Raw genomic sequence first — 19,911 nt, forward strand, 5'->3', positions numbered from 1 at the left:
CCGTCGCGCGGGATCAGGCCTCGATCTTCTCCATGATCTCGTCGGAGACGTCGAAGTTGGCGAAGACGTTCTGGACGTCGTCGCTGTCCTCCAGCGCCTCGAGGAGGCGGAAGACCTTCTTGGCGGCGTCCTCGTCGACGGGGACGCTGACGCTGGGCAGGAAGTTGGCCTCCGCGGACTCGTAGTCGACGCCGGCGTCCTGCAGGGCCTTGCGGACCCCGACGAGGTCACCGGCCTCGCTGATCACCTCGAACGACTCGCCGAGATCGTTGACCTCCTCGGCGCCCGCGTCGAGGACGGCCAGCATGACGTCGTCCTCGGAGGTGCCCTCCTTGGGGACGATGATGACGCCCTTGCGGTTGAAGAGGTAGGACACCGAGCCCGGGTCGGCGAGCGAGCCGCCGTTGCGGGTCAGGGCGGTCCGCACGTCCGAGGCGGCGCGGTTGCGGTTGTCGGTGAGGCACTCGATCAGGACGGCCACGCCGCCGGGGGCATAGCCCTCGTACATGATCGTCTGCCAGTCGGCGCCGCCGGCCTCCTCCCCCGCGCCACGCTTGCGGGCCCGCTCGATGTTGTCGATCGGCACGGAGTTCTTCCGGGCCTTCTGGATCGCGTCGTAGAGCGTCGGGTTGCCGTCCGGGTCGCCTCCGCCGGTCCGGGCGGCCACCTCGATGTTCTTGATGAGCTTGGCGAAGAGCTTGCCCCGCTTGGCGTCGAGGGCAGCCTTCTTATGCTTCGTCGTCGCCCACTTGGAGTGGCCGCTCATTGCGTTCCCTTCACCATGTCGAGGAAGAGCCGGTGGATCCGCGCGTCGCCGGTGAGCTCCGGATGGAATGACGTCGCGAGCAAGTGACCCTGCCGGACCGCCACGATCCTACCGGCGGCGTCGCCGGACTCGGCACGCCCGAGGACCTCGGCGTCGCCGCCGACCGATTCGACCCACGGCGCCCGGATGAACACGGCGTGGAACGGCGTGTCGAGACCGGCGACGTGGACGTCGCCCTCAAAGGAGTCGACCTGACGGCCGAACGCGTTGCGGCGGACGAGCATGTCGATGCCGCCGATCGTCTCCTGCCCCTTGGCACCGTCGGCGATCCGGTCGGCCAGCATGATCATGCCGGCGCACGAGCCGTAGGCCGGCATGCCCTGTTCGATCCGCTTGCGCAGCGGCTCCAGCAGCTCGAACGAGCGCGCGAGCCGCCACATCGTGGTGGACTCCCCGCCGGGGATCACGAGCGCGTCGACCCGCTCGAGCTCCTCCGGGCGCCGCACGGCCTCCGTCGACGCTCCGCAGGACTCCAGCGCGCGCCGGTGCTCACGGACGTCTCCCTGCAGTGCGAGCACGCCGATCGTCGGGACAGCAGCCACGAATCAGCCCTTCAGAAATGAGATGTACGGACAATGAGCCTAGTGCCTGTCATAACACCGGCAGCAGGCAGTGATCTTCCCCCGCACGTACATCCCGCTCCCGGCCCCGGCCGGAGCGCGGCTCCTGAGCCCGCCGTTTCTACGCCTCGACCGCGACGGCACGCGCCATGTGCCGTAGCTCTGGTGTCAGGTTCCCGACGTCGATCACCACGTCGGTGACGACGGAACACGCGGGCCCACCGGGCCGGAACGACCGCGCGCACAGGCTCTCGGCCGCGCGGAGGGTCTCCTCCGCGGCCCGCAGGTCCCGGATCTCCGCCTGCGCCCGTGCCACGTCGATCAGGTGGCGGCCGTACGCCGTCCGCGACAGCTCGTCGGCATGCACCTCACCGGCCGACCGCAGCGCCAGATCCGGCTCGTGCAGCGCCGCGTACGCGCGCGTCGCCTCGGTCGCGACCCGGGACGGGCCGAACCCCACGTGGTGATCGACCTGGTCGTGCTCGAACCGGCGCGCGGCCGATCCGGCGAGTCCGAGGTACTCGGTCGCGGGAGCGCAGCGGTCCGCCGCGCAGGCCGCCGCCATGGCGGCCATCATCAGGTCGCCCCACACCGTCAGGTCGCGCAGGGTGGCCTCGCCCATCGACGGTTCGGTCCGCTCGGCGATCCACACCGCGTGGTCCTCCGACGCGCGGACGTGACCCTCGCGGAGCAGGGTCCACGAGTAGGTGGCGTGCAGCATCTCCCACTCCAGCTCGTCGCCGCCGCCCTCCGCCGCTTGGATCGCGCGTTCGGCGGCGATCTCCGCGAGGTTGTACCTGCCGTAGTGCACGAACAGGCGGGCGGCGAGCTGATGGGCTTCGGCGAGGGGCCCGGCGGCCATGACCCCGATCTCGCCGGCCGCGAGGCGGGCCTCGCCGATCAGACCTGGGAGGTTCCCGGCGAGATGCGACATATCGCCGGACCGGTAGTCGCGCCAGGCGGCGTCGACGGCAGCGTCCAGCTCGGCGAGATCGGGTGTCTCGCCGGCGTCATCGGCGTCCACGCCGGGCATCGAGCCGGCCGACATGACAGCGTCGCGGACATCGTCGCGAGCAGTCTGGTCGTCGGGCCGGCCGCCGATCAACCGCGAGACGCGGACGCCCAGCGCGCCGGCCAACCTCGTGAGCGAGGTGAGGCGCGCGGTCTGGCGCCGGCCGTGCTCGAGCTTCTCGATCAGGTCGACGTCCACTCCAGAGTCATCGGCCAGCTCATGGCGGGTCATGGAACGCTCATCGCGAAGCGACCTGAGCCGGTCGCCAATGTTGTCAGGCTCGGTCACTGTTCCGCACCCCCTGGTGCCGCGGCGCCTACGAAGCCGATTTCAGCCTAAGACCGAATTTCCGCGCCGAACATCCTTAAACCCGGTATGGCGTGCTCGATGGACACGGTCCGGGGGGCTGCGCGCCGGTCAGTGCGGATTTCCGCCCATCCGGGTCAGTGAACGGATCTTGAACCGCCGGAGCGACAGCTCGAGAGGCAGGAACCCGTCCCGGCCGCGCTCGCTGAGGCCCCGGCCGAACAGCTGCTCACGGGCCAGCGCCAGGCCGTACTCCTCGTAGTCGAACGGCAGCGGCACGTCGGACGCGCCCTCGTCGATCGCCTTCCAGAAGGGCTGCTCCGCCGGAAGCCGCTCGCCGAGGTCGACGACGACGCCGTCCTCGGCGGTGACGAAGACGTCCCGCTTGGGCTGGTTGCGTTCGTACCACCGGAACCAGCATCCGGACACCACGCTGTGCAGGACCAGCACGCCGCAGTGGGCGCCGGGCAGCGCCGCCGCGATCTGGTCGGCGAGGGTGCGGGCGGCGTCGTCGACGTCGTACAGCCGGCGGTCGCAGACGATCAGCGCGTCGCCGTACGCTCCGACGAACAGCTCGTCCTCGTAGGGCCAGAGCGCGAAGTCCAGGACCGTGTCGCCGCTCTCGACGACGGCCGAGTCCGGGTAGAGACGCCGCGCCAGGTCGGCGGCGGCGTCCGGATCCGGGATCAAGCCCTGCCGAAAGGCGTTGACCGGATCGTCAACGCTGGCGCACGCCAGCGCGATAGACCACGCCATGGGCTTCGTCCCCTCCTGCGGCCACTGCACCGGTCCGCCCGCGGTAGCGCCACGCCGCCGGGCCCCCGACAGGGTAGCCCGCCCACGCCGGGCTGGGGAGGCCCGAGGCGACCCGGATCCTCCGCCGGCCGCCCGGCGGACGGGCGGCGCGGCGTGCTCCTGGATCCCTACCAGCCGCGCCCGGCAAGACGGTCCGACTCCGACAGCGTCGAGACGTTGATGCCCACCATCGCCTCACCGAGTCCCCGGGAGACCTTGGCGATGACATCGGGGTCGTCGTAGAAGGTGGTGGCCTTGACGATCGCCTCAGCGCGCTTGGCCGGGTCACCGGACTTGAAGATGCCCGAGCCGACGAACACGCCCTCGGCGCCGAGCTGCATCATCATCGCGGCGTCCGCCGGGGTGGCGATGCCGCCCGCGGTGAACAGCACGACGGGCAGCTTGCCGGCCGTGGCGACCTCCTTGACCAGTTCGTACGGCGCCTGCAGCTCCTTGGCCGCGACGAAGAGCTCGTCCTCGGGCAGAGAGCCGAGCCGCCGGATGTCCTGACGCAGCCGGCGCATGTGCGTCGTGGCGTTGGAGACGTCACCGGTGCCCGCCTCGCCCTTGGAGCGGATCATGGCCGCGCCCTCGGTGATGCGGCGGAGCGCCTCGCCGAGGTTGGTGGCGCCGCAGACGAACGGGACGGTGAACGCCCACTTGTCGATGTGGTTCTCATAGTCGGCCGGGGTCAGGACCTCGGACTCGTCGATGTAGTCGACGCCGAGCGCCTGCAGGACCTGGGCCTCGACGAAGTGCCCGATGCGCGCCTTGGCCATGACGGGGATCGACACCGCGCCGATGATGCCCTCGATCATGTCCGGGTCGCTCATCCGCGAGACGCCGCCCTCGGCCCGGATGTCGGCGGGCACGCGCTCCAGGGCCATGACCGCGACCGCGCCGGCGTCTTCGGCGATCTTGGCCTGTTCCGGAGTGACGACATCCATGATCACGCCGCCCTTGAGCATCTCCGCCATTCCTCGCTTGACGCGGGCGGTGCCGGTCTCCGGGGTGACGGTCGGCTGGGCGGGAGTGGCAGTGGACACGGGCTACCTCTTCGGAGAATCGATCACGCTTGTCGCTCTCCATGGTAGTTCGAGGTAGGACGGGTTTGGCCCCTCCTGTCCGCTCCTTCAGCGGGTCCGCTCACGGGACCATGGGACGGCCCGCGTTGACGATGACGATCCACACCTGGCCGGGCGCGAACGTCATCGGCTGCCCCGACGGGGTGGTGAAGGTGGTGCCCTTGGTCTCGGAGGGGCGGGACCAGCGGGCGTCGTACGCCTTCCCGTCGCGCAGCACCGTCGCGGTACCGGTGCCGACCGTCTGGATCAGCGGGGTGTAGTTGCCGAGGAAGTCGTGGAACGGCGACCTCGTGGTGCGGGCCCGCTGGACGACGATCGTCTGACCGCCCAACTGCCCGCCCTCGGCCGCGCGGTCCGGGCGGCCGTCCTGAGACGCGAGCCAGCGCCGTTCCTTCGCCGACCAGCGGAAGACGAACGACGTCGAGGGAAAGCGCGCGGTGAAGGACGTCGTCGGGGTGCCGCCGGACGGGGCGGGGCCGAAGCGGAAGCCGATGTCGCGGGCCCTGGTGGCCGACGTCGCCTTGGCGAGCAGCTGCTTCGGCGCCGCGTACAGGTTGTACGGCGCCGGGTTGGGCCCGCGCCGGGTGTAGGCGCCGCCCGTGGTGTCCGGGGAGACGTCGATCAGAGGCGCCCGGGCGAGGTAGGGCTTCATCTTGCCCTGGACGCCGGAGTACGCGAAGGCGGGACGGCCGAACTGCGGCAGGATGTGCAGGTCGGAGATCCGGGCGCTGCGGACCGGCCCGACCAGCGGCGGGAGGGTCGAGGAGAAGACCGCCATGACGCGGGACAGGCCGCCTTCGACCTGCTCGACGTAGACGATGTCGGCCGACCGCAGGCCGCGCTGCGGCTTCGCCGACCGCGTGTTGTCGATCTTCACGGCCAGGACCGGCCCGTTCTGGGCCCCGGGGCGCCCGGTGAAGGGGTGGCCCGTCGTCGGGCTCGGGGAGGACGTCGCCGACGCCACCGGAGTGTCCGCGGTCCTCGGCGGGGCCGCGGCGTCGTTCTTCTCACCCGAGCACGCCGAAAGCGCGAGGGCGCCGAGCGCGGCGGCGCTCAGAACGGCGGCGTACGGCCTGCTATGCAACTGGAGATCGGACATAAGGCGTCCTCTCCCACCAAATCGGAAGGTGTTCCTAACTGGCGAGCGTAGCGGGTCAGCCGGACCGGACGGTGTCGGCGGACGTCTCGGGCGGGGCGTCGTCGATCTCGAAGAACTCCGGGAGCGGTGCCCGGCCCGCCAGGTGCAACGCGCGGGGCAGGAGCTTGCGCCGAGCGGCGCGGGTCGCGGTCACCGCGTTGTTGTAGAAGCTGCGCGCGTACGCCACCTTCCGTACGGCGGCGTCGAGCTCCTCCAGCAGCGCCGCGCCGTCCCCGCGGCCGACGAGGGTGTCGCGGAAGCCCGGCTGCCCGACGACGGCCCGCAGGGCGCGGGACAGGTCGCTCTCGGCGAACTCCCGGTTGTCGGCGTCGGCGATGCGGGCCTCGTGGGCGGCGGCGGCCAGCAGCAGGCTGGTCGCCGGGTCGAGCAGGCGGGACGCGGCGAGCTCGAGGGCGACCGCGGCGCGCCGGACCAGCGCGACGTCGAGCCCGGCCCGTGCGGTCTCCAGGCGAACGTGCAGCCGGTCGATGCGGGTGGCACGCCACGAGACGTACACGCCGAGCAGGACGACGAGCGCGGAGACGAGCGCGATGTTCAGCAGCGTCTGGTACATCGTCAGATCACGGACGTCTCGACGACGGTGGCGTCCCCGGCCACGGTCTCGTACACGCGCACGACGTCGCGGGCGACCGTCGACCAGTCGTAGGCGCGCACGGCGGCCTTGGCCTCCGCGGAGAGCTGCTTGCGGCGGGGCGCGTCGTCCAGCAGCTCGCCCGCCGCGGCGGCCAGCGCCTCGGCGTCGCCGACGGGGAACAGCGCCCCGGCCCGGCCGTCGAGCAGCACGCGCCGGAAGGCCTCGATGTCGCTGGCGAGGATCGGCGCGCCGGCCGACATCGCCTCGGCGAGCACGATCCCGAAGCTCTCCCCGCCGGTGTTCGGCGCGACGAACACGTCCACGGAGTGCAACGCCCGTACCTTCTCGGCCTCGCTGACCATGCCGAGGAGGACGACCCGGTCGCGCAGCTCCGGCGACACCCGGGCCAGGATCTCCTCGGTGTCGCCGGGACCGGCGAGCAGCAGCCGCAGGCGAGGACGCCGCCGCCCCAGGATCTCGAAGGCGGACAGCAGGATCGGCAGACCCTTGCGCTGCTCGTCCATGCGGCCGAGGAAGCCGAGCGCGCCGTCGTCTCCGGGCCAGCCGGGCAGCGGCTCGGCCATGGCGTAGCGCTCGGTGGTCACGCCGTTCGGGATGAGCACGGCGTCGCCGCCGAGGTACTCGACGAGTGTCTTGCGCGCCTTCTCCGACACCGCGATCCGCGCGGTGATCTTCTCCATGGCGCTCTGCAGGATCGGGCCGGCCGCCGACAGCGCCCGGGACCGCTCGAACGACGCGTGGAAGGTGCCGACGATGGGCCCGTCAGCGGCCCAGCAGGCCAGCAGCCCGAGCGACGGCGCGGCCGGCTCGTGGACGTGGAGCACGTCGAACCCGCCCTCCCGGATCCAGCGGCGTACGCGGCTCGCGGACAGGAACCCGAAGGCCAGCCGCGCCACCGAGCCGTTGAAGGGCACCGGGACGGCGCGCCCGGCGGGGACGACGTACCAGGGCAGCGGGGTGTCGTCGTCGGCGGGCGCGATCACCGACACCTCATGGCCGAGGGCGAACAGCGCCTCGGCGAGGTCACGGACGTGCTGCTGCACGCCGCCGGGAACGTCCCAGGTGTACGGGCAGACGATGCCGACCTTCACCGATCGCCCGTCCTTTCCGCCGCCTCGGCCGTCGTGCTCACCTCAGGTCACCCGAGGTCCTCGACCCAGACGCGCTGGAGCATGTGCCAGTCCTCGGGGTGGGCGGCGATACCGTCGGCGAACACGTGCGCGAGGGACTGCGTCATCGCCTGGACCTTGTCCAGCCGCTCCCCCTCGTCGGGCACGCGGATCTCCTCGTGGACGCGAACACCCCACTCGCGTCCTTCGTACCACAGGGTGACCGGCCGGAGCGCGGCGCCCGTCTCGATCGCCAGCGCGGCGGGCCCGGCGGGCATCTTCGCGGTACGGCCGAAGAACTCGACCTCGACGCCGCTCGCGGTGAGGTCGCGGTCGGCGACCAGGCAGACCAGCCGGGCGTCGCGGAGCCGAGCGGCGAGGGTGCGGAAGACGTCACCGTCGCCGCCGGTGGCGGGCAGCACCTCCATCCCGAGGCCCGCCCGGTAGGCGACGAACCGGTCGTACAGCGACTCGGGCCGCAGTCGCTCCATCACCGTCGTGAACGGCACCCCGGACAGCGCGATCCAGGCGCCCGCGTGGTCGTAGTTGCCCATGTGCGGGAGCGCCACGACGACGCCGCGCCCCTCGTCGAGATCGGCCCGCAGGTCCTCGATCCCGGTGATGCGCATGCCCGAGTCGATGCGCTCGCGACTCATCGCGGGCAGCCGGAACGCCTCCAGCCAGTAGCGCATGTACGAGCGCATGCCCTGGCGGCTCAGGTCGCGCAGGGCCTGCTCGGAGACCTCCGGGCCGACGACGCGGCGGAGGTTCTTCTCCAACTGCCGTACGCCGCGGCCGTGCTTGCGCCACGTGCGCTCGGCGATCAGCATGAAGATCTCGTGCGCGACCGCCTCGGGCATGCGCCGGACGGCCGCCCAGCCCAGCGCGTACGCGGCGTCCGCCGCCTCGTCCCTCACGGCTGCTCGCTGACCTCGAGTTGCTTGCGCACCGCGACGAAGCGCTGGACGACCGTGATCGCGCTGGCCAGCGCCAGCAGCCACAGTCCGATCACCAGGACGTACGGGACGCCGAGCCCGTCGAGGCCGATCGCGACCAGGCTGACGATCAGCCGCTCGCCGCGCTCGGCGATGCCGACGGTGGCGCCGACGCCGATCCCCTCGGCGCGCGCCCGCGCGTACGACACGAGCGCGCCGGACACCAGGCAGAACAGGGCGAGGCCGACGATCAGCAGGTCCTGGTGGTCCTGCCGCGCGAACCGGAGGATCAGCCCCGAGAAGATCGCCGCGTCGGACAGCCGGTCCATGTTGGAGTCGAGGAAGGCCCCGAACCGGCTCGTCTTCCCAGTGACCCGGGCCACGGCGCCGTCGAACATGTCGAAGAACACGAAGATCGTGATCACGACCGTTCCCCAGAAGAACTCGCCGCGCGGGTAGAAACCGAGCGCCCCGCCGACGACCCCGAGCGTGCCGATGATGGTGATCGTGTTCGGGGTGAGACCCGTACGGGCCAGCGCCCGGCCCACCGGCGTGATCACACGCGAGAGCGCCGGCCGCAACTGGTTGAGCATTGCCATCCTCTGATCATGTTTGGCCGCGATTTCATCGCCCCGTGGCCCTAAGCGTGCGAAGCCGCGCCATCCCCCAGGCGGGCCAATCGTAGTGCGTGACGTCGGCGCAGGTGGGAACGGCTGATATCAGACAGGCCTCAACCCGTTGCCGGTCACCCCTTGTGATATGAGGCCGTGTTGGTAATGGTGGTGACCACGGGTGTGGCACCCGTCACACCCATTGTCCTTTGGAGGTGGGCACGTGGCGGACAAGTCAGCTCCCCAAGCCGCCGGCAGGGCACCGGCGGTCGACCAGCCCCAGAGCGTTCGCAACATCGCGCTGGTCGGCCACTCCGGAGCGGGCAAGACGACGCTCGTCGAGGCGCTGCTCGCTGCGACCGGTACGATTCAGCGCCCCGGTCGCGTCGAGGACGGCTCGACGGTCAGTGACCACGACGAGGTGGAGATTCGCCAGCAGCGCTCGGTGAACCTCTCGCTCGCCTCGTTCCTCCACGCCGGGATCAAGGTCAACCTGCTCGACACCCCGGGTTACGCCGACTTCGTCGGCGACCTGCGGGCGGGCCTGCGGGCCGCCGACGCGGCCCTGTTCGTCGTCTCGGCCGTGGACGGCGTCGACGGCCTCACCCGGATGCTCTGGGAGGAGTGCGCGCTGGTCGGCATGCCGCGCGCCGTCGTCATCACCAAGATCGACCAGCAGCGCGGCGACTTCGACGAGGTGCTCACCGCCTGCCAGGACGCCTTCGGCGAGGCCGTCCTGCCCTGCTACTTCCCATGCGAGTCCGGCCTGATCGGCCTGCTCACGCGCAAGTGCTTCGACTACTCCTCCGGCGAGCGGGTCGAGCGCGACCCGGACCGGGAGTTCCTGGACCGCCTCGCGGAACAGCGCGGCGCCCTCATCGAGGGGATCATCCAGGAGAGCGAGGACGAGACGCTCATGGAGCGCTACCTCTCCGGCGAGCAGATCGACGTGAAGGTCCTGATCGAGGACCTGGAGAAGGCGGTGGCGCGCGGCAGCTTCTACCCGGTCCTGGCCACGTCGGTCCCGCACGGGGACCATCCCGGGCCGGTGATCGGCATGCGGGAGCTGCTGGAGGTGATGACCCAGGCGTTCCCGTCGCCGCTCGAGCACGGCATCCCGGCGGTCACGAAGGTCGACGGCTCCCCGGCGGGCGACCTGGCCTGCGACCCGGGCGGGCCGCTGGTGGCCGAGGTCGTCAAGACCACGTCCGATCCGTACGTCGGCCGGATCTCACTCGTCCGGGTGTTCAGCGGCACGCTCCAGCCGGACGACACCGTGCACGTCTCCGGGCACGGCCTGGAGGATCGCGGCCACGAGGACCACGACGTCGACGAGCGGGTCGGCGCGATCACCGCTCCGCTGGGCAAGGCCCAGCGCACGATGTCGTCCTGCATCGCCGGGGACATCTGCGCGGTCGCCAAGCTGACCCACGCCGAGACCGGTGACACGATCTCCGCGAAGGAGGCCCCGCTGCTGATGGCGCCCTGGTCGATGCCGGATCCGCTGCTGCCGGCGGCGATCCGCGCCAAGTCGAAGGCCGACGAGGACAAGCTGTCCCAGGCGCTGGCCCGGCTCGTGGCCGAGGACCCGACGCTGCGGCTGGAGAACAACTCCGAGACCCGCCAGCTGGTGCTGTGGAACATGGGCGAGGCCCACGCCGACGTGCTGCTGGACCGGCTGCACAGCCGGTACGGCGTCGAGGTGGAGACCGTGCCGCTGCGGGTCCCGCTGCGCGAGACGTTCGGCGGTCCCGCGCCGGGCCTCGGCCGGCACGTCAAGCAGAGCGGCGGGCACGGGCAGTACGGCATCTGCCACGTCGACGTCGAGCCGCTGCCGTCGGGCGGGGGCTTCGAGTTCGTCGACAAGATCGTCGGTGGCGTGGTCCCCCGGCAGTTCATCCCGTCGGTGGAGAAGGGCCTGCGGCAGCAGATGGAGCGGGGGGTCCTGGCCGGCTACCCGCTCGTCGACATCCGGGTCACCCTCCGTGACGGCAAGGCGCACTCGGTGGACTCCTCCGACATGGCCTTCCAGACGGCCGGGCAGCTGGCGCTCAAGGACGCCGCGGCCAAGACGCAGGTCCTGCTGCTCGAACCCGTCGACGAGGTGTCGGTGCTCGTGGCCGACGACTACGTCGGCGCCGTGATGTCGGACCTGTCGTCGCGGCGCGGGCGGGTCCTGGGCACCGAGACCGTCGCGGGCGGCCGCTCGCTGATCAAGGCGGAGGTCCCGCAGCTGGAGATCACGCGGTACGCGATCGACCTGCGGTCGATGTCGCACGGCACCGGGACGTTCAGCCGCTCGTTCCTGCGCTACGAGCCGCTGCCGTCGCACCTGGCCGAGAAGGTCGTAGCCGAGACGAAGGAGTAGCGGTCCGCGCCGTGTCATCCGGACGCCGGGCGTCCGGGTGACACGGCCTGCTCGGACCGCAGGCGGAGAGGCGATCATCCCGCGGGATGACGCTTCGTTAACCCGCTGTTTGGGATGATCTCCTTATGGATGAACCGGGGGCGGATGGTAAGGGAAGACGGGCGCTTCTACGCGCGCTGACGGTCGGCGGGGCGAGTGCCGTGGCCGGCGTCGCCATGGGCGCGGCCATCGACGACGCGGACGCGTCCACGCGCATTCCGGCGTCGGCGCCGGGCACTCCGCCCGGGGCCCACTGGCGGCCTCCGGCGGGCCACGTGGACGTCTTCTGGGCGGTCAACACGCAGCAGAAGGTCGTCGCGCTGACGTTCGACGACGGGCCGCTGCCGAACTACACCCCGCTCGTGCACGACGCCCTCGACGAGGCGAAGATCCCCGCGACGTTCTTCCTGGTGGGCAAGCGCGTCGAGCAGCACGCCCGTCTCCTGCACGGGCGGATGGACCGGCACGAGGTCGGCAACCACACGTGGGCGCACACCAACCTGTCCCCGCTGAGCCTCAACACGGCCTATCGGTCGGTCAAACGCGCCCATGAAATGATCGTGCGCGTGACCGGCAAGGAACCCCGCCTTCTGCGACCGCCGTGGGGCCAGTTGGGGGGCACCACCCTCCAGGTGGCCGGGCGGCTGGGGTACGACGTGGCGCTGTGGTCCCTGCTGATCACCGACCGCTCCCATCCGCACGACCCGAAAGGCCTCATCGACTTCGTCGTGGATTCCGCGCTGCCCGGCTCGATCGTCCTCGGCCATGACGCCGGAGGCGGCCGATCGCGGTTGACCCTCGCCCGTGCGCTCCCGGAGATGATCAAGCGCCTGAAGACCAAGGGCTTCGAGTTCGTCACGGTCTCGGATCTCATCGCCGCCAAGGCCGCGCCGGCATCGCGAGGGACCTGACGAACGGGTAGGGCGGCCCGCGGCGGCCCCGCCGGCGAACCCATAACACAACAGGAAAATGGCGACGATCAGAACGAACACGTCACCTGGGCCAGGAGGGCGCACCATGTCCGCCCAGGCGACCCGGCTTTCCCGGCCCGGCCGGTTCTGGCGGTCCCTCAGCGCGGCGGGTGTCATCGCGCTGCTGCTGATCGCCAGCGCGTACGGGAACGACGACGACTTCCCGGTCGGGCCCATGGTGCAGTTCGCCTTCTCCGTCCCGCCTGCGGGTGAGATCCGCTCGCACTGGCTGGAGGCCGACACGACGACCGGTGCGCACATCAAGCTGTCGATGTCCGCACTCGGCGCCGGTCTCAAGCGCGCGGAGGTCGAAGGGCAGATGGGCCGGTTCGTCCGCGACCCGTCGCTGCTTCAGGGCATCGCGGACGCCCAGCGGCGGCTGCATCCGGGGCAACCGGCGTTCTCGAGGCTCTACGTGATCATGAAGGTGACCAAATTGGACCACGGCCGGCCGGCGGGCGACACCGTACAGACGGTCGTCACGTGGAACGTCCGGTGAGCGAGATCGCCGGGACGGCGGCCACCCCGTGGGGACGCTGGTGGTACGCCCCCATGCCGACGGCTCGCATCGCCGTGATGCGGGCGATCGTCTACCTGTTCGTGCCGATCGACGTGCTGTTCCTCACCAACAGCGCCGTCGTCCACGCGTACCTGCCCGCGGACCTCTACCGGCCGGTCCTCATGGCCAGGCTGCTGCACATTCCGGCGCCGGTGCCGTGGGCCATGGAGACGCTGCGTGTCGTCCTCATCGTCGGCAGCCTGATCGCGGCCACCGGCCGCCTTCGGCGGCTCGCCGGGGGCGTCGTCGCCGTGGGCTACCTGCCCTGGGTGCTGATCAGCATGTCCTACGGCAAGGTCGACCACGATCATCTCGCTCTGGTGGTGGCACTCATCGTCCTGCCCACGGCCGGCCGGGCGCGGTTCCGCGACCCCGACGGGTCCGAGGCCGCCGGATGGACGATCCAGTCGATCCGGATCGCGGTCGTCTCGGCGTACTTCCTGTCCGCGTGGGCCAAGATGCGATGGGGCGGCTGGGGCTGGGCCAACGGCGAGACCCTCGAATGGGCGCTGGTCCGGCGCGGCACGCTGATCGGCCGGGACATCGCCGACCAGCGGTGGCTGCTGCACGCGAGCCAGTGGGTGACGCTGGTCGCCGAGACCGCCTCGCCGCTGCTGCTGTTCACGCGAGGCCGGCTGCAACTGGCCGGGATCGTGTTCTTCCTGGGGTTCCACCTGACGACCGAGATCCTGATGTCGATCCACTTCATGCCCCAGGTGATCTGCCTCGTGGCGGCGTTCACGCCGTGGGAACGACTGATCGAATCGGCGCGGAGCCGTAAGGTGTCCGCTGAGCCGGCCGCACCGGCCGCCCCCTCAACCGATTCGGCGACCTGACCCATGAACACACCCCCGGACCCGCCGGTCGCATGGCACGAACGCCTGCGCCCCGGCTCACGCGCCGCCCGCCTCCTGGTCACCGCGGCCGCCGTGACGCTGCTGCTGACCGGCACCGCGTTCGGCGACGATGACGCCTTCCCCTTCGGGCCGTTCCGGATGTACTCGACGAGCACCCCCATCAACGGCGACGTCCACGTCCTCGCACTCGCCGCCCGGCTGCCGGACGGCACGTGGAAACCGGCGACGCTGGACGCCCCGGTCGTCGGCATCACCCGCGCCGAGGCCGAGGGGCAGGCGCCGAGGTTCCAGGCCCATCCGGAGCTGCTGAAGCAGTTGCTCGATGCGCACGACCGCCTGCGGCCCCGCGAACCGCGCTGGACCGGCGTCCGGCTGATCCAGCAGTACTACATGCTCCGGCACCGCCTGTACGTCGGCAAGCGGGAGGTCACGATCGCCGAATGGACCCGCTCATGACCGTCCGGCAGGGCGCCGGCAAGGTGGCGGCGAACGCCTTCCTGCGCTGGTGGTTCAGTCCCGTCCCGAAGGCCCGTATCGCGGTCTTCCGCACGGCGGCCTACCTGTTCATCCCGCTCGACGTGCTCGTTCTGCGCCCGGTCAGCAGCGCGCACGCCTCGGCCACGTCGCTGTACCAGCCGCTGATCGTGGGCAGGCTGCTGCACCTGCCGCACCCGACGGCGGCGCTCATCGAGGTGCTCCGGTGGGCGCTGCTGATCCTGTCGGTGGCGGCGGCGACCGGCCGGCTGCCCCGGCTGCTCGGCACGACCGTGGCGCTGCTGTACTTCGAGTGGATCATCATCGCCTTCTCCTTCGGGAAGGTGGACCACGACCGGTTCGCCTATCTGGTCGCGCTCGCGGTGCTGCCCACGGTCGGCAAGGCCGCGTTCCGGGACCGCACGCCGTCGGAGGCGGCAGGCTGGGCGATGCGCTGCGTGCAGATCGGGGTGGTGGTCACCTACTTCCTCGCCGCGTGGGCCAAGGTACGGTTCGGCGGCTGGGGGTGGGTGAACAGCGCGACGCTCGTCCGCGCCGTGCTGCGGCGCGGGACGTTCATCGCCGATCCGCTCCTGCACCACGCCGAGCTGCTGCACTGGGCGCAGTGGGGCATCATGGCGTTCGAGTTCGCCTCACCGGTGATCCTCTTCGTCAGGCCCCGGTATCAGTACCCGATGGTCGTGGGCTTCGTGCTGTTCCACCTGTCGGTGCTCGCCACCATCACGATCATGTTCTGGCCGCACGTACTCTGCCTGATCTTCTGCTTCCTGCCCACCGAGCGACTGGTGCGCGGCGGTGGACACGACGCGGAGCCCGACGGGCGGACGCCGTCGCCCGACGCCGCCGCCGTCTCATCCGGCTAGGCCCGCGCACGGGGGGTGCTCCGCGGCCGGGATCAGCCGGACGCGGCCTGCGCGCCGGGCCGCTCGGCCGCGGGCAACGCGCAGGCCGGGGTGCCGCCGGGCAGCCGGTGCCGGTTGTTGGCGATGAGGCGGTACATCCCGTGCGCGATCCACCGGAACGGCGGGACCCTCGTGATGAGGCCCAGCGGCCGCCAGAACCCGCCGGCGTCGATCAGCAGCTTGGCCACCGCCTGCGCCCCGCCGTAGACCCGCCCGTCCTCGACCCACAGCAGTTCGTATTCCGCGCGTTCGGCGGTGGTGCCGAGCGCCGCCAGGTCCGCGAACTGGAACTCGACCACCTCGGCGTCCGTGGGGACCCACGGCCGGCCCTCGGCCTTGTCCCCTATGAGCCGTACGGCCTTCGTGCAGATCCCGCAGTCCCCGTCGTACACCAGAGTCGGTCGCTTCATGATCCCATCCTCCCGCATGGCACAACCACGCCCGCGCCCGCGCGCTTCCCGTATGCGGCGAAGATCACGTGCGAACCGTCACCAGGCGAGGTCGTAGGTGTCCTCGCCCCTGCGGGGAACGGGGATCGCGTGGAAGCGCCCGTCGTCGATACGCCCGTATCCGCCCAGGTCAGGTGACGCGTCGGCGAGGCTCGCGTCGTGGTAGAGCAGGTGACGCCCTGAGTCGTCGCTTCGCAGGGCGACGCCGGGGCCCAGGCCGGGCACGGCGGAGATCGCCTCGCTGTCGGACCCCTCCCGGTGCAGCATCCGCAGCACGCGCCCGTCGGCGAGGGAGACCTGACAGACCGCCAGCGCACCGCCCACCCGGGAGTACTCCGCCACCACGGCCACTCGTGTCCCGTCTCCGTTGATCACGGCCGCCCAGAGGTTCGTGAGCTCCCGAGACTGGCGCAGCAGGACCTTGCCGGCGCTCAGGTCCGTGGGCCGCTTCGATCCGATGTTCAGGAGCCGGACGACGCCGTTCTTCGACGGCAGGGCCGGACCGTCCGCCGGTGTGTGGACCGGCTCGCGGAGCAGGAAGGCGACCTGGCGGGCGTCGGACGTCCACGAGAGGCTGGAGACGATGCTCTCCCGCGGGTCCGTCCACTCGCGCTGCGCGCCCGTCACCGTGTCGACCACGCCGAGCTTGTAGTATGTCCGGTCCACGGGACCACCGCAGCGGCGCAGCGCGTACGCGACCTTGGTGCCGTCCGGTGCGGCCGCCAGCCCCCCGGGCGCCCCCTCTTTGCCCGCCGTCGCACCATGGATGCGCGCGCCGAGCGCGGAGAAGGCCGTGATCCTCCCCTTGCCGGACACCTTCATGCGGTAGATCCGAAGGGTGTCGCAGGCCGTCCGGTGGGCCGGCGCCGCCATGACGAAGAACATCCCGTCCGCGGCGGCGGCGACGTACTGGAAGGCCAGACCGTGTGACGCGGCTCTCGTGTCGTACACCCGGCCGGTCTTCGGGTCGCGGACCTCCACCCGGGACTCGCCCGCCGAAGACGTTCCGAATCCCGTCGTCGCCACGACGAACGCCGGGGCTCCCCCCCTGGTCGGCGGCCCCGAAGGCGGGGGCCCGCCGACCAACGCCGTCAGGGTGACCGAGACGGCCACCGCGGCCGCGGCGATCATCGGCAGCAGCCAGCGCACTCGCCTGCCGCGCGCAGGAAGGGTCAGCGGGCGCACCGACTCGGGCCGTACCGTGCGGGCCCCTTGGGCGAACGCGTCCCGGAGACGCCGTTCGGTCCCGGTCATGAGTCCTCACCCAGTCTGCCGGCGAGCGCCGCGAGCGCCCGGGAGGTGGTCGACTTGACGGTGCCGCGGCTGACGCCCATCGCCTCGGCGATCTCGGCCTCGGACAGGTCGAGGTAGTAGCGCAGCACCAGAGCCTCGCGCTGTCGTCGCGGCAGCGACCGAAGGGCGAGAAAGACCTCACGGCGGTCCTCGCCGAGGAGCGCCGCCGATTCCGCGGACCAGATGGGCGGCTCGTACGCGCCGCCGAAGCGCCGCGCGATCGCGCGCCTGCGCAGCACGCCCCGGCAACCATTGATCACCGCGGCGCGGATGTACGGCAGCGCGTTGCGGGGATCGTGGAGCCGGTCGAACCGGCGGTGCACCGCCGCGAAGGCATCCTGGACGACGTCCTCGGCGGTGGGCTGGTCACCGACGATGAACAACGCCATCCGGATGAGCTCGAGGTGATGCTCGCGGAAGATCGTGGTCAAGATCACGGCCGAGCCGTGGTCCGCGGCCTCCACGGTGCCCCCTGAGTCAGTGGCCGGCACGACGTCCTCCGCCATGCCGCCGGAACCGCCGGGCGGCGCGTACCAGGCCGGCGAGACGCCGCACTCCTCCGCGATCTTTGATCCCATATCTTTTACATGTCATGGGCGCCGTTTTGGTTGCCCACCACCCGAGAACTTATCCGGTACCGGGGGCCTCAGGGACCATCGGACGGGCCGACGAGGCAACCGATCGGCCGCTCGCGCATTCAAAGAACGTGGAAACCAACATCGTGAGCGTCCTGACCGGCCGGTCGGCCGACCCTCCGGACCCCGCCCATCCGCCGGCGGACCTCACCACGCTCTTCCGGGAACACCACGCGGGGTTGGTGCGTCTCGCCCTGCTCATGGTCGGCGACCAGCCCACGGCCGAGGACGTCGTCCAGGACGCCTTCGCGGCCCTGCACCGCCGGTTGCCCCGGCTCGGCGCGGACGTCCGTCTCCTGCCCTATGTCCGCGCGTCCGTGCTGAACGGCTGCCGGATGGTGCTCCGGCGGCGGAAACTGGCGAGCCGGTTCCGCCCCGAGCCGGAACCCGCGGTCTGGTCCGCGGAGGCCGCCGTACTGCTCAGCGAGGACCGGCGTGAGGTGTTCGCCGCGCTGCGCACACTGCCGCGCCGCCAGCGGGAGGCCCTCGCGCTGCGCTACTTCCTCGACCTGAGCGAGGCCGAGACCGCCGAGGTGATGGGCGTCAGCCGCGGCACCGTCAAGTCGACCACCTCGCGGGCGCTCACCGCGCTCGCCGGGAAACTCGGAGGCACCCCATGACGGAGATCGAGAACCGACTCGTCGACGCGTACGAGGCCGCGACGAGCACCGTCCGGCCCGAGGCCCTCCGCGCGCTCACCGCTCCCCCGGCCCGGCGCCGGAGGCGGACCTGGGCGGCCCCGCTGGCCGTGGCCGCCGCCCTCATCCTCATCAGCGTCGGTGTGGTCGCCCTCACCGGGGGAACGGACTCTTCTCGCCCGGACCCGGCATTGATCGCCCAAGGACCCAAGTACCTCGTCGCCGTGCGGGAAGGCGGACGCGCCGAGATCGTCGACGCCGCGACCGGCCGGAAGACCGCGGACATCCCCACGGTCGACGGGAAGAAGTACGTGGCGGTCGCCGCCGGTCGGGACGAGGAGAGCTTCTTCCTCGGCGCCGACACGACGGAGGAGGAGGGCTGCGCCGGGCAGGTCTACCGCGTCTCCGTGCGGGCGAACGGGACGACGACGTCACCAGTCCTGGTCCCCGGAGGACCGTACCGGGGAGTCCGCGAACTCGCCGTGAGCCCGCACGGAACGCGGCTGGCCGTAGCGCAAGAGTGCAACACCTACACCGGCAGCGTGGCCACGCTCACCGTCATCGACCTGAACGCGGGCACGAAGAAAACCTGGAACAGGGGTTCGGGGGGAGTCGAGAATCCGACGTGGGCGCCGGACGATCGCACGCTCGGCTACCTCGGGAGTCCACCTCGCATTCGGCCGAAGATCACTCTGCTCGATACCGGGTCAGGGGGCGGCGACGTTTGGAAGGAGCGGCAGGTGCGCAGCCCGGACATCGACCACGGCAAGTTCAAGGACGGCCAGATCAACGCGTTCGTCATCGATCCGGACGGCAGGACGATGACGGCGGCCGTCCAGGGCGTCAAGCACGGGCCGGACGACCACGCCGAGTACGTCCTGGCCAAGCTCTCCGTCGAGACCGGCGAGTTCACCGGCAGCCGTACCCAGGCCCTGCCGACGGACGTCTTCCGGTTCACGACCGACGTGTCCGGCCGGCACGTCCTCGTGCTGATCGACGGACGGCCGGGCCGACTCGACGACGGTCGCTTCTCCTGGATCCCCAAGACCAGCTTCGACTGGAGCGATGACCGAGATCTCGCCTGGTAGCACCCGACGTCGCGGCGGGTCGTTCCACGTGGCCGGTGGCCCGCCGCGACCGGGCCGCTCAGTCCTGAGGCCAGGCGTCCGCGATGATCTGGCGGGTCTCGCGCAGGAGCTGGGGCAGCACCTTGGTCTGACCGATGACCGGCATGAAGTTCGTGTCCCCGCCCCAGCGGGGGACGACGTGCTGATGGAGGTGCGCGGCGATGCCCGCGCCGGCGACCGTGCCGAGGTTCATGCCGACGTTGAACCCGTGGGCGCCGCTCGCCTTGCGCAGCGCGGTGATGGCGCACTGGGTGAGCCGGGCCAGCTCGGCGGTCTCCGCCTCGTCCAGTTCGGTGTAGTCCGCGACGTGCCGGTAGGGGCACACCATGAGGTGACCGGAGTTGTACGGGTAGAGATTCAGGACGACGAAGACGCTCTCCCCGCGCCGGACGATCAGGCCGTCCTCATCGCTCATCTTCGGAATCTCGCAGAACGGGCACCCGTCCTCCGCTCCGGCGCCGGTGGGCTTGCTCTCACCCTTGATGTAGGCCATCCGGTGAGGCGTCCACAGTCGCTGGAACTGGTCGGGATCCCCGACTCCGTACTGTTCCTCATGGTCGGACTCGGTCATGCCAGCAGCATAGG

At 71.1% G+C, this 19,911-nt stretch carries 22 protein-coding genes; 8 read left to right on the forward strand and 14 right to left on the reverse strand.

The window, feature by feature from the left end:
* Window positions 1-13: 13 nt before the first annotated feature.
* The 10 genes from AB0I04_RS19730 to pgsA form a co-directional block, all read right to left on the reverse strand.
* Window positions 14-766, reverse strand: a complete 753-nt coding sequence (locus AB0I04_RS19730) for a YebC/PmpR family DNA-binding transcriptional regulator (RefSeq protein ID WP_360886275.1) — start codon at window positions 764-766, stop codon at window positions 14-16.
* Window positions 763-1,368, reverse strand: a complete 606-nt coding sequence (pdxT, locus tag AB0I04_RS19735; protein WP_360886277.1) for a pyridoxal 5'-phosphate synthase glutaminase subunit PdxT — start codon at window positions 1,366-1,368, stop codon at window positions 763-765. The genes AB0I04_RS19730 and pdxT overlap by 4 nt, the downstream gene beginning before the upstream one ends.
* 139 nt (window positions 1,369-1,507) lie before the next feature.
* Window positions 1,508-2,686 carry a helix-turn-helix domain-containing protein gene (locus AB0I04_RS19740; RefSeq protein ID WP_360886279.1) on the reverse strand — a complete coding sequence of 393 codons (1,179 nt, stop codon included), beginning with the start codon at window positions 2,684-2,686 and terminating at the stop codon, window positions 1,508-1,510.
* Between the two features lie 129 nt (window positions 2,687-2,815).
* Window positions 2,816-3,460, reverse strand: coding sequence for a hypothetical protein (locus tag AB0I04_RS19745; RefSeq protein WP_360886281.1), 645 nt, complete (start codon window positions 3,458-3,460; stop codon window positions 2,816-2,818).
* A gap of 167 nt (window positions 3,461-3,627) precedes the next feature.
* Window positions 3,628-4,545, reverse strand: coding sequence for a pyridoxal 5'-phosphate synthase lyase subunit PdxS (gene pdxS, locus AB0I04_RS19750; RefSeq protein WP_360886283.1), 918 nt, complete (start codon window positions 4,543-4,545; stop codon window positions 3,628-3,630).
* 100 nt (window positions 4,546-4,645) lie between these two features.
* Complete coding sequence (locus AB0I04_RS19755) at window positions 4,646-5,683, reverse strand: DUF3048 domain-containing protein (RefSeq protein WP_360886285.1); 1,038 nt, start codon at window positions 5,681-5,683, stop codon at window positions 4,646-4,648.
* Between the two features lie 55 nt (window positions 5,684-5,738).
* Window positions 5,739-6,296, reverse strand: a complete 558-nt coding sequence (locus AB0I04_RS19760; RefSeq protein WP_360886287.1) for a hypothetical protein — start codon at window positions 6,294-6,296, stop codon at window positions 5,739-5,741.
* A gap of 2 nt (window positions 6,297-6,298) precedes the next feature.
* Complete coding sequence (locus AB0I04_RS19765; protein ID WP_360886289.1) at window positions 6,299-7,429, reverse strand: glycosyltransferase family 4 protein; 1,131 nt, start codon at window positions 7,427-7,429, stop codon at window positions 6,299-6,301.
* Window positions 7,430-7,476: 47 nt separating this feature from the next.
* On the reverse strand, window positions 7,477-8,364 hold the full coding sequence (locus tag AB0I04_RS19770) for a phosphatidylinositol mannoside acyltransferase (RefSeq protein WP_360886291.1): 888 nt from the start codon (window positions 8,362-8,364) through the stop codon (window positions 7,477-7,479).
* The gene (gene pgsA, locus AB0I04_RS19775) at window positions 8,361-8,975 is read right to left on the reverse strand and encodes a phosphatidylinositol phosphate synthase (RefSeq protein WP_360886556.1); all 615 of its coding nucleotides are present in this window, start codon (window positions 8,973-8,975) and stop codon (window positions 8,361-8,363) included. Before pgsA ends, AB0I04_RS19770 begins: the two co-directional genes overlap by 4 nt.
* A gap of 241 nt (window positions 8,976-9,216) precedes the next feature.
* Between pgsA and AB0I04_RS19780 the strand changes: the two genes are divergently transcribed.
* The 6 genes from AB0I04_RS19780 to AB0I04_RS19805 all read left to right on the forward strand — a co-directional run bounded on the left by AB0I04_RS19780 (window position 9,217) and on the right by AB0I04_RS19805 (window position 15,145).
* Window positions 9,217-11,361 carry an elongation factor G-like protein EF-G2 gene (locus tag AB0I04_RS19780; protein ID WP_360886294.1) on the forward strand — a complete coding sequence of 715 codons (2,145 nt, stop codon included), beginning with the start codon at window positions 9,217-9,219 and terminating at the stop codon, window positions 11,359-11,361.
* Between the two features lie 125 nt (window positions 11,362-11,486).
* Window positions 11,487-12,311: a polysaccharide deacetylase family protein gene (locus AB0I04_RS19785; protein ID WP_360886296.1), complete on the forward strand. Its 825-nt coding sequence runs from the start codon at window positions 11,487-11,489 to the stop codon at window positions 12,309-12,311.
* A 106-nt stretch (window positions 12,312-12,417) separates the two neighbouring features.
* Entirely contained in the window at window positions 12,418-12,870 is a 453-nt protein-coding gene (locus AB0I04_RS19790; RefSeq protein WP_360886298.1) for a hypothetical protein, read from the forward strand.
* Window positions 12,855-13,766, forward strand: a complete 912-nt coding sequence (locus tag AB0I04_RS19795; protein WP_360886300.1) for an HTTM domain-containing protein — start codon at window positions 12,855-12,857, stop codon at window positions 13,764-13,766. The genes AB0I04_RS19790 and AB0I04_RS19795 overlap by 16 nt, the downstream gene beginning before the upstream one ends.
* A gap of 3 nt (window positions 13,767-13,769) precedes the next feature.
* Complete coding sequence (locus tag AB0I04_RS19800; RefSeq protein ID WP_360886302.1) at window positions 13,770-14,243, forward strand: hypothetical protein; 474 nt, start codon at window positions 13,770-13,772, stop codon at window positions 14,241-14,243.
* Window positions 14,228-15,145, forward strand: coding sequence for a hypothetical protein (locus AB0I04_RS19805; protein WP_360886304.1), 918 nt, complete (start codon window positions 14,228-14,230; stop codon window positions 15,143-15,145). Before AB0I04_RS19800 ends, AB0I04_RS19805 begins: the two co-directional genes overlap by 16 nt.
* 32 nt (window positions 15,146-15,177) lie before the next feature.
* Here AB0I04_RS19805 and AB0I04_RS19810 read toward each other — a convergent pair whose 3' ends face one another.
* From AB0I04_RS19810 to AB0I04_RS19820, 3 genes are all read right to left on the reverse strand, one after another.
* A complete protein-coding gene (locus AB0I04_RS19810; RefSeq protein ID WP_360886306.1) occupies window positions 15,178-15,594 on the reverse strand; it encodes a DUF393 domain-containing protein in 417 nt (138 codons plus the stop codon).
* A 78-nt stretch (window positions 15,595-15,672) separates the two neighbouring features.
* Window positions 15,673-16,887 (reverse strand): hypothetical protein, encoded by a 1,215-nt coding sequence (locus AB0I04_RS19815; RefSeq protein ID WP_360886308.1) that lies wholly within the window; start codon window positions 16,885-16,887, stop codon window positions 15,673-15,675.
* Entirely contained in the window at window positions 16,884-17,504 is a 621-nt protein-coding gene (locus tag AB0I04_RS19820; RefSeq protein WP_360886310.1) for a SigE family RNA polymerase sigma factor, read from the reverse strand. The genes AB0I04_RS19815 and AB0I04_RS19820 overlap by 4 nt, the downstream gene beginning before the upstream one ends.
* A 128-nt stretch (window positions 17,505-17,632) precedes the next feature.
* Here AB0I04_RS19820 and AB0I04_RS19825 point away from each other — a divergent pair, with 128 nt between their 5' ends.
* Window positions 17,633-18,181: a SigE family RNA polymerase sigma factor gene (locus AB0I04_RS19825; RefSeq protein WP_360886311.1), complete on the forward strand. Its 549-nt coding sequence runs from the start codon at window positions 17,633-17,635 to the stop codon at window positions 18,179-18,181.
* Complete coding sequence (locus AB0I04_RS19830) at window positions 18,178-19,287, forward strand: hypothetical protein (RefSeq protein ID WP_360886313.1); 1,110 nt, start codon at window positions 18,178-18,180, stop codon at window positions 19,285-19,287. Before AB0I04_RS19825 ends, AB0I04_RS19830 begins: the two co-directional genes overlap by 4 nt.
* Window positions 19,288-19,345: 58 nt before the next feature.
* On the opposite strand, the gene AB0I04_RS19835 is transcribed toward AB0I04_RS19830, so the two are convergent.
* Window positions 19,346-19,897, reverse strand: a complete 552-nt coding sequence (locus tag AB0I04_RS19835; protein WP_360886315.1) for an HIT domain-containing protein — start codon at window positions 19,895-19,897, stop codon at window positions 19,346-19,348.
* Window positions 19,898-19,911 lie beyond the last annotated feature (14 nt).

The sequence above is a fragment of the Actinoallomurus sp. NPDC050550 genome (genome assembly GCF_040655075.1).
Taxonomy (GTDB): domain Bacteria; phylum Actinomycetota; class Actinomycetes; order Streptosporangiales; family Streptosporangiaceae; genus Actinoallomurus.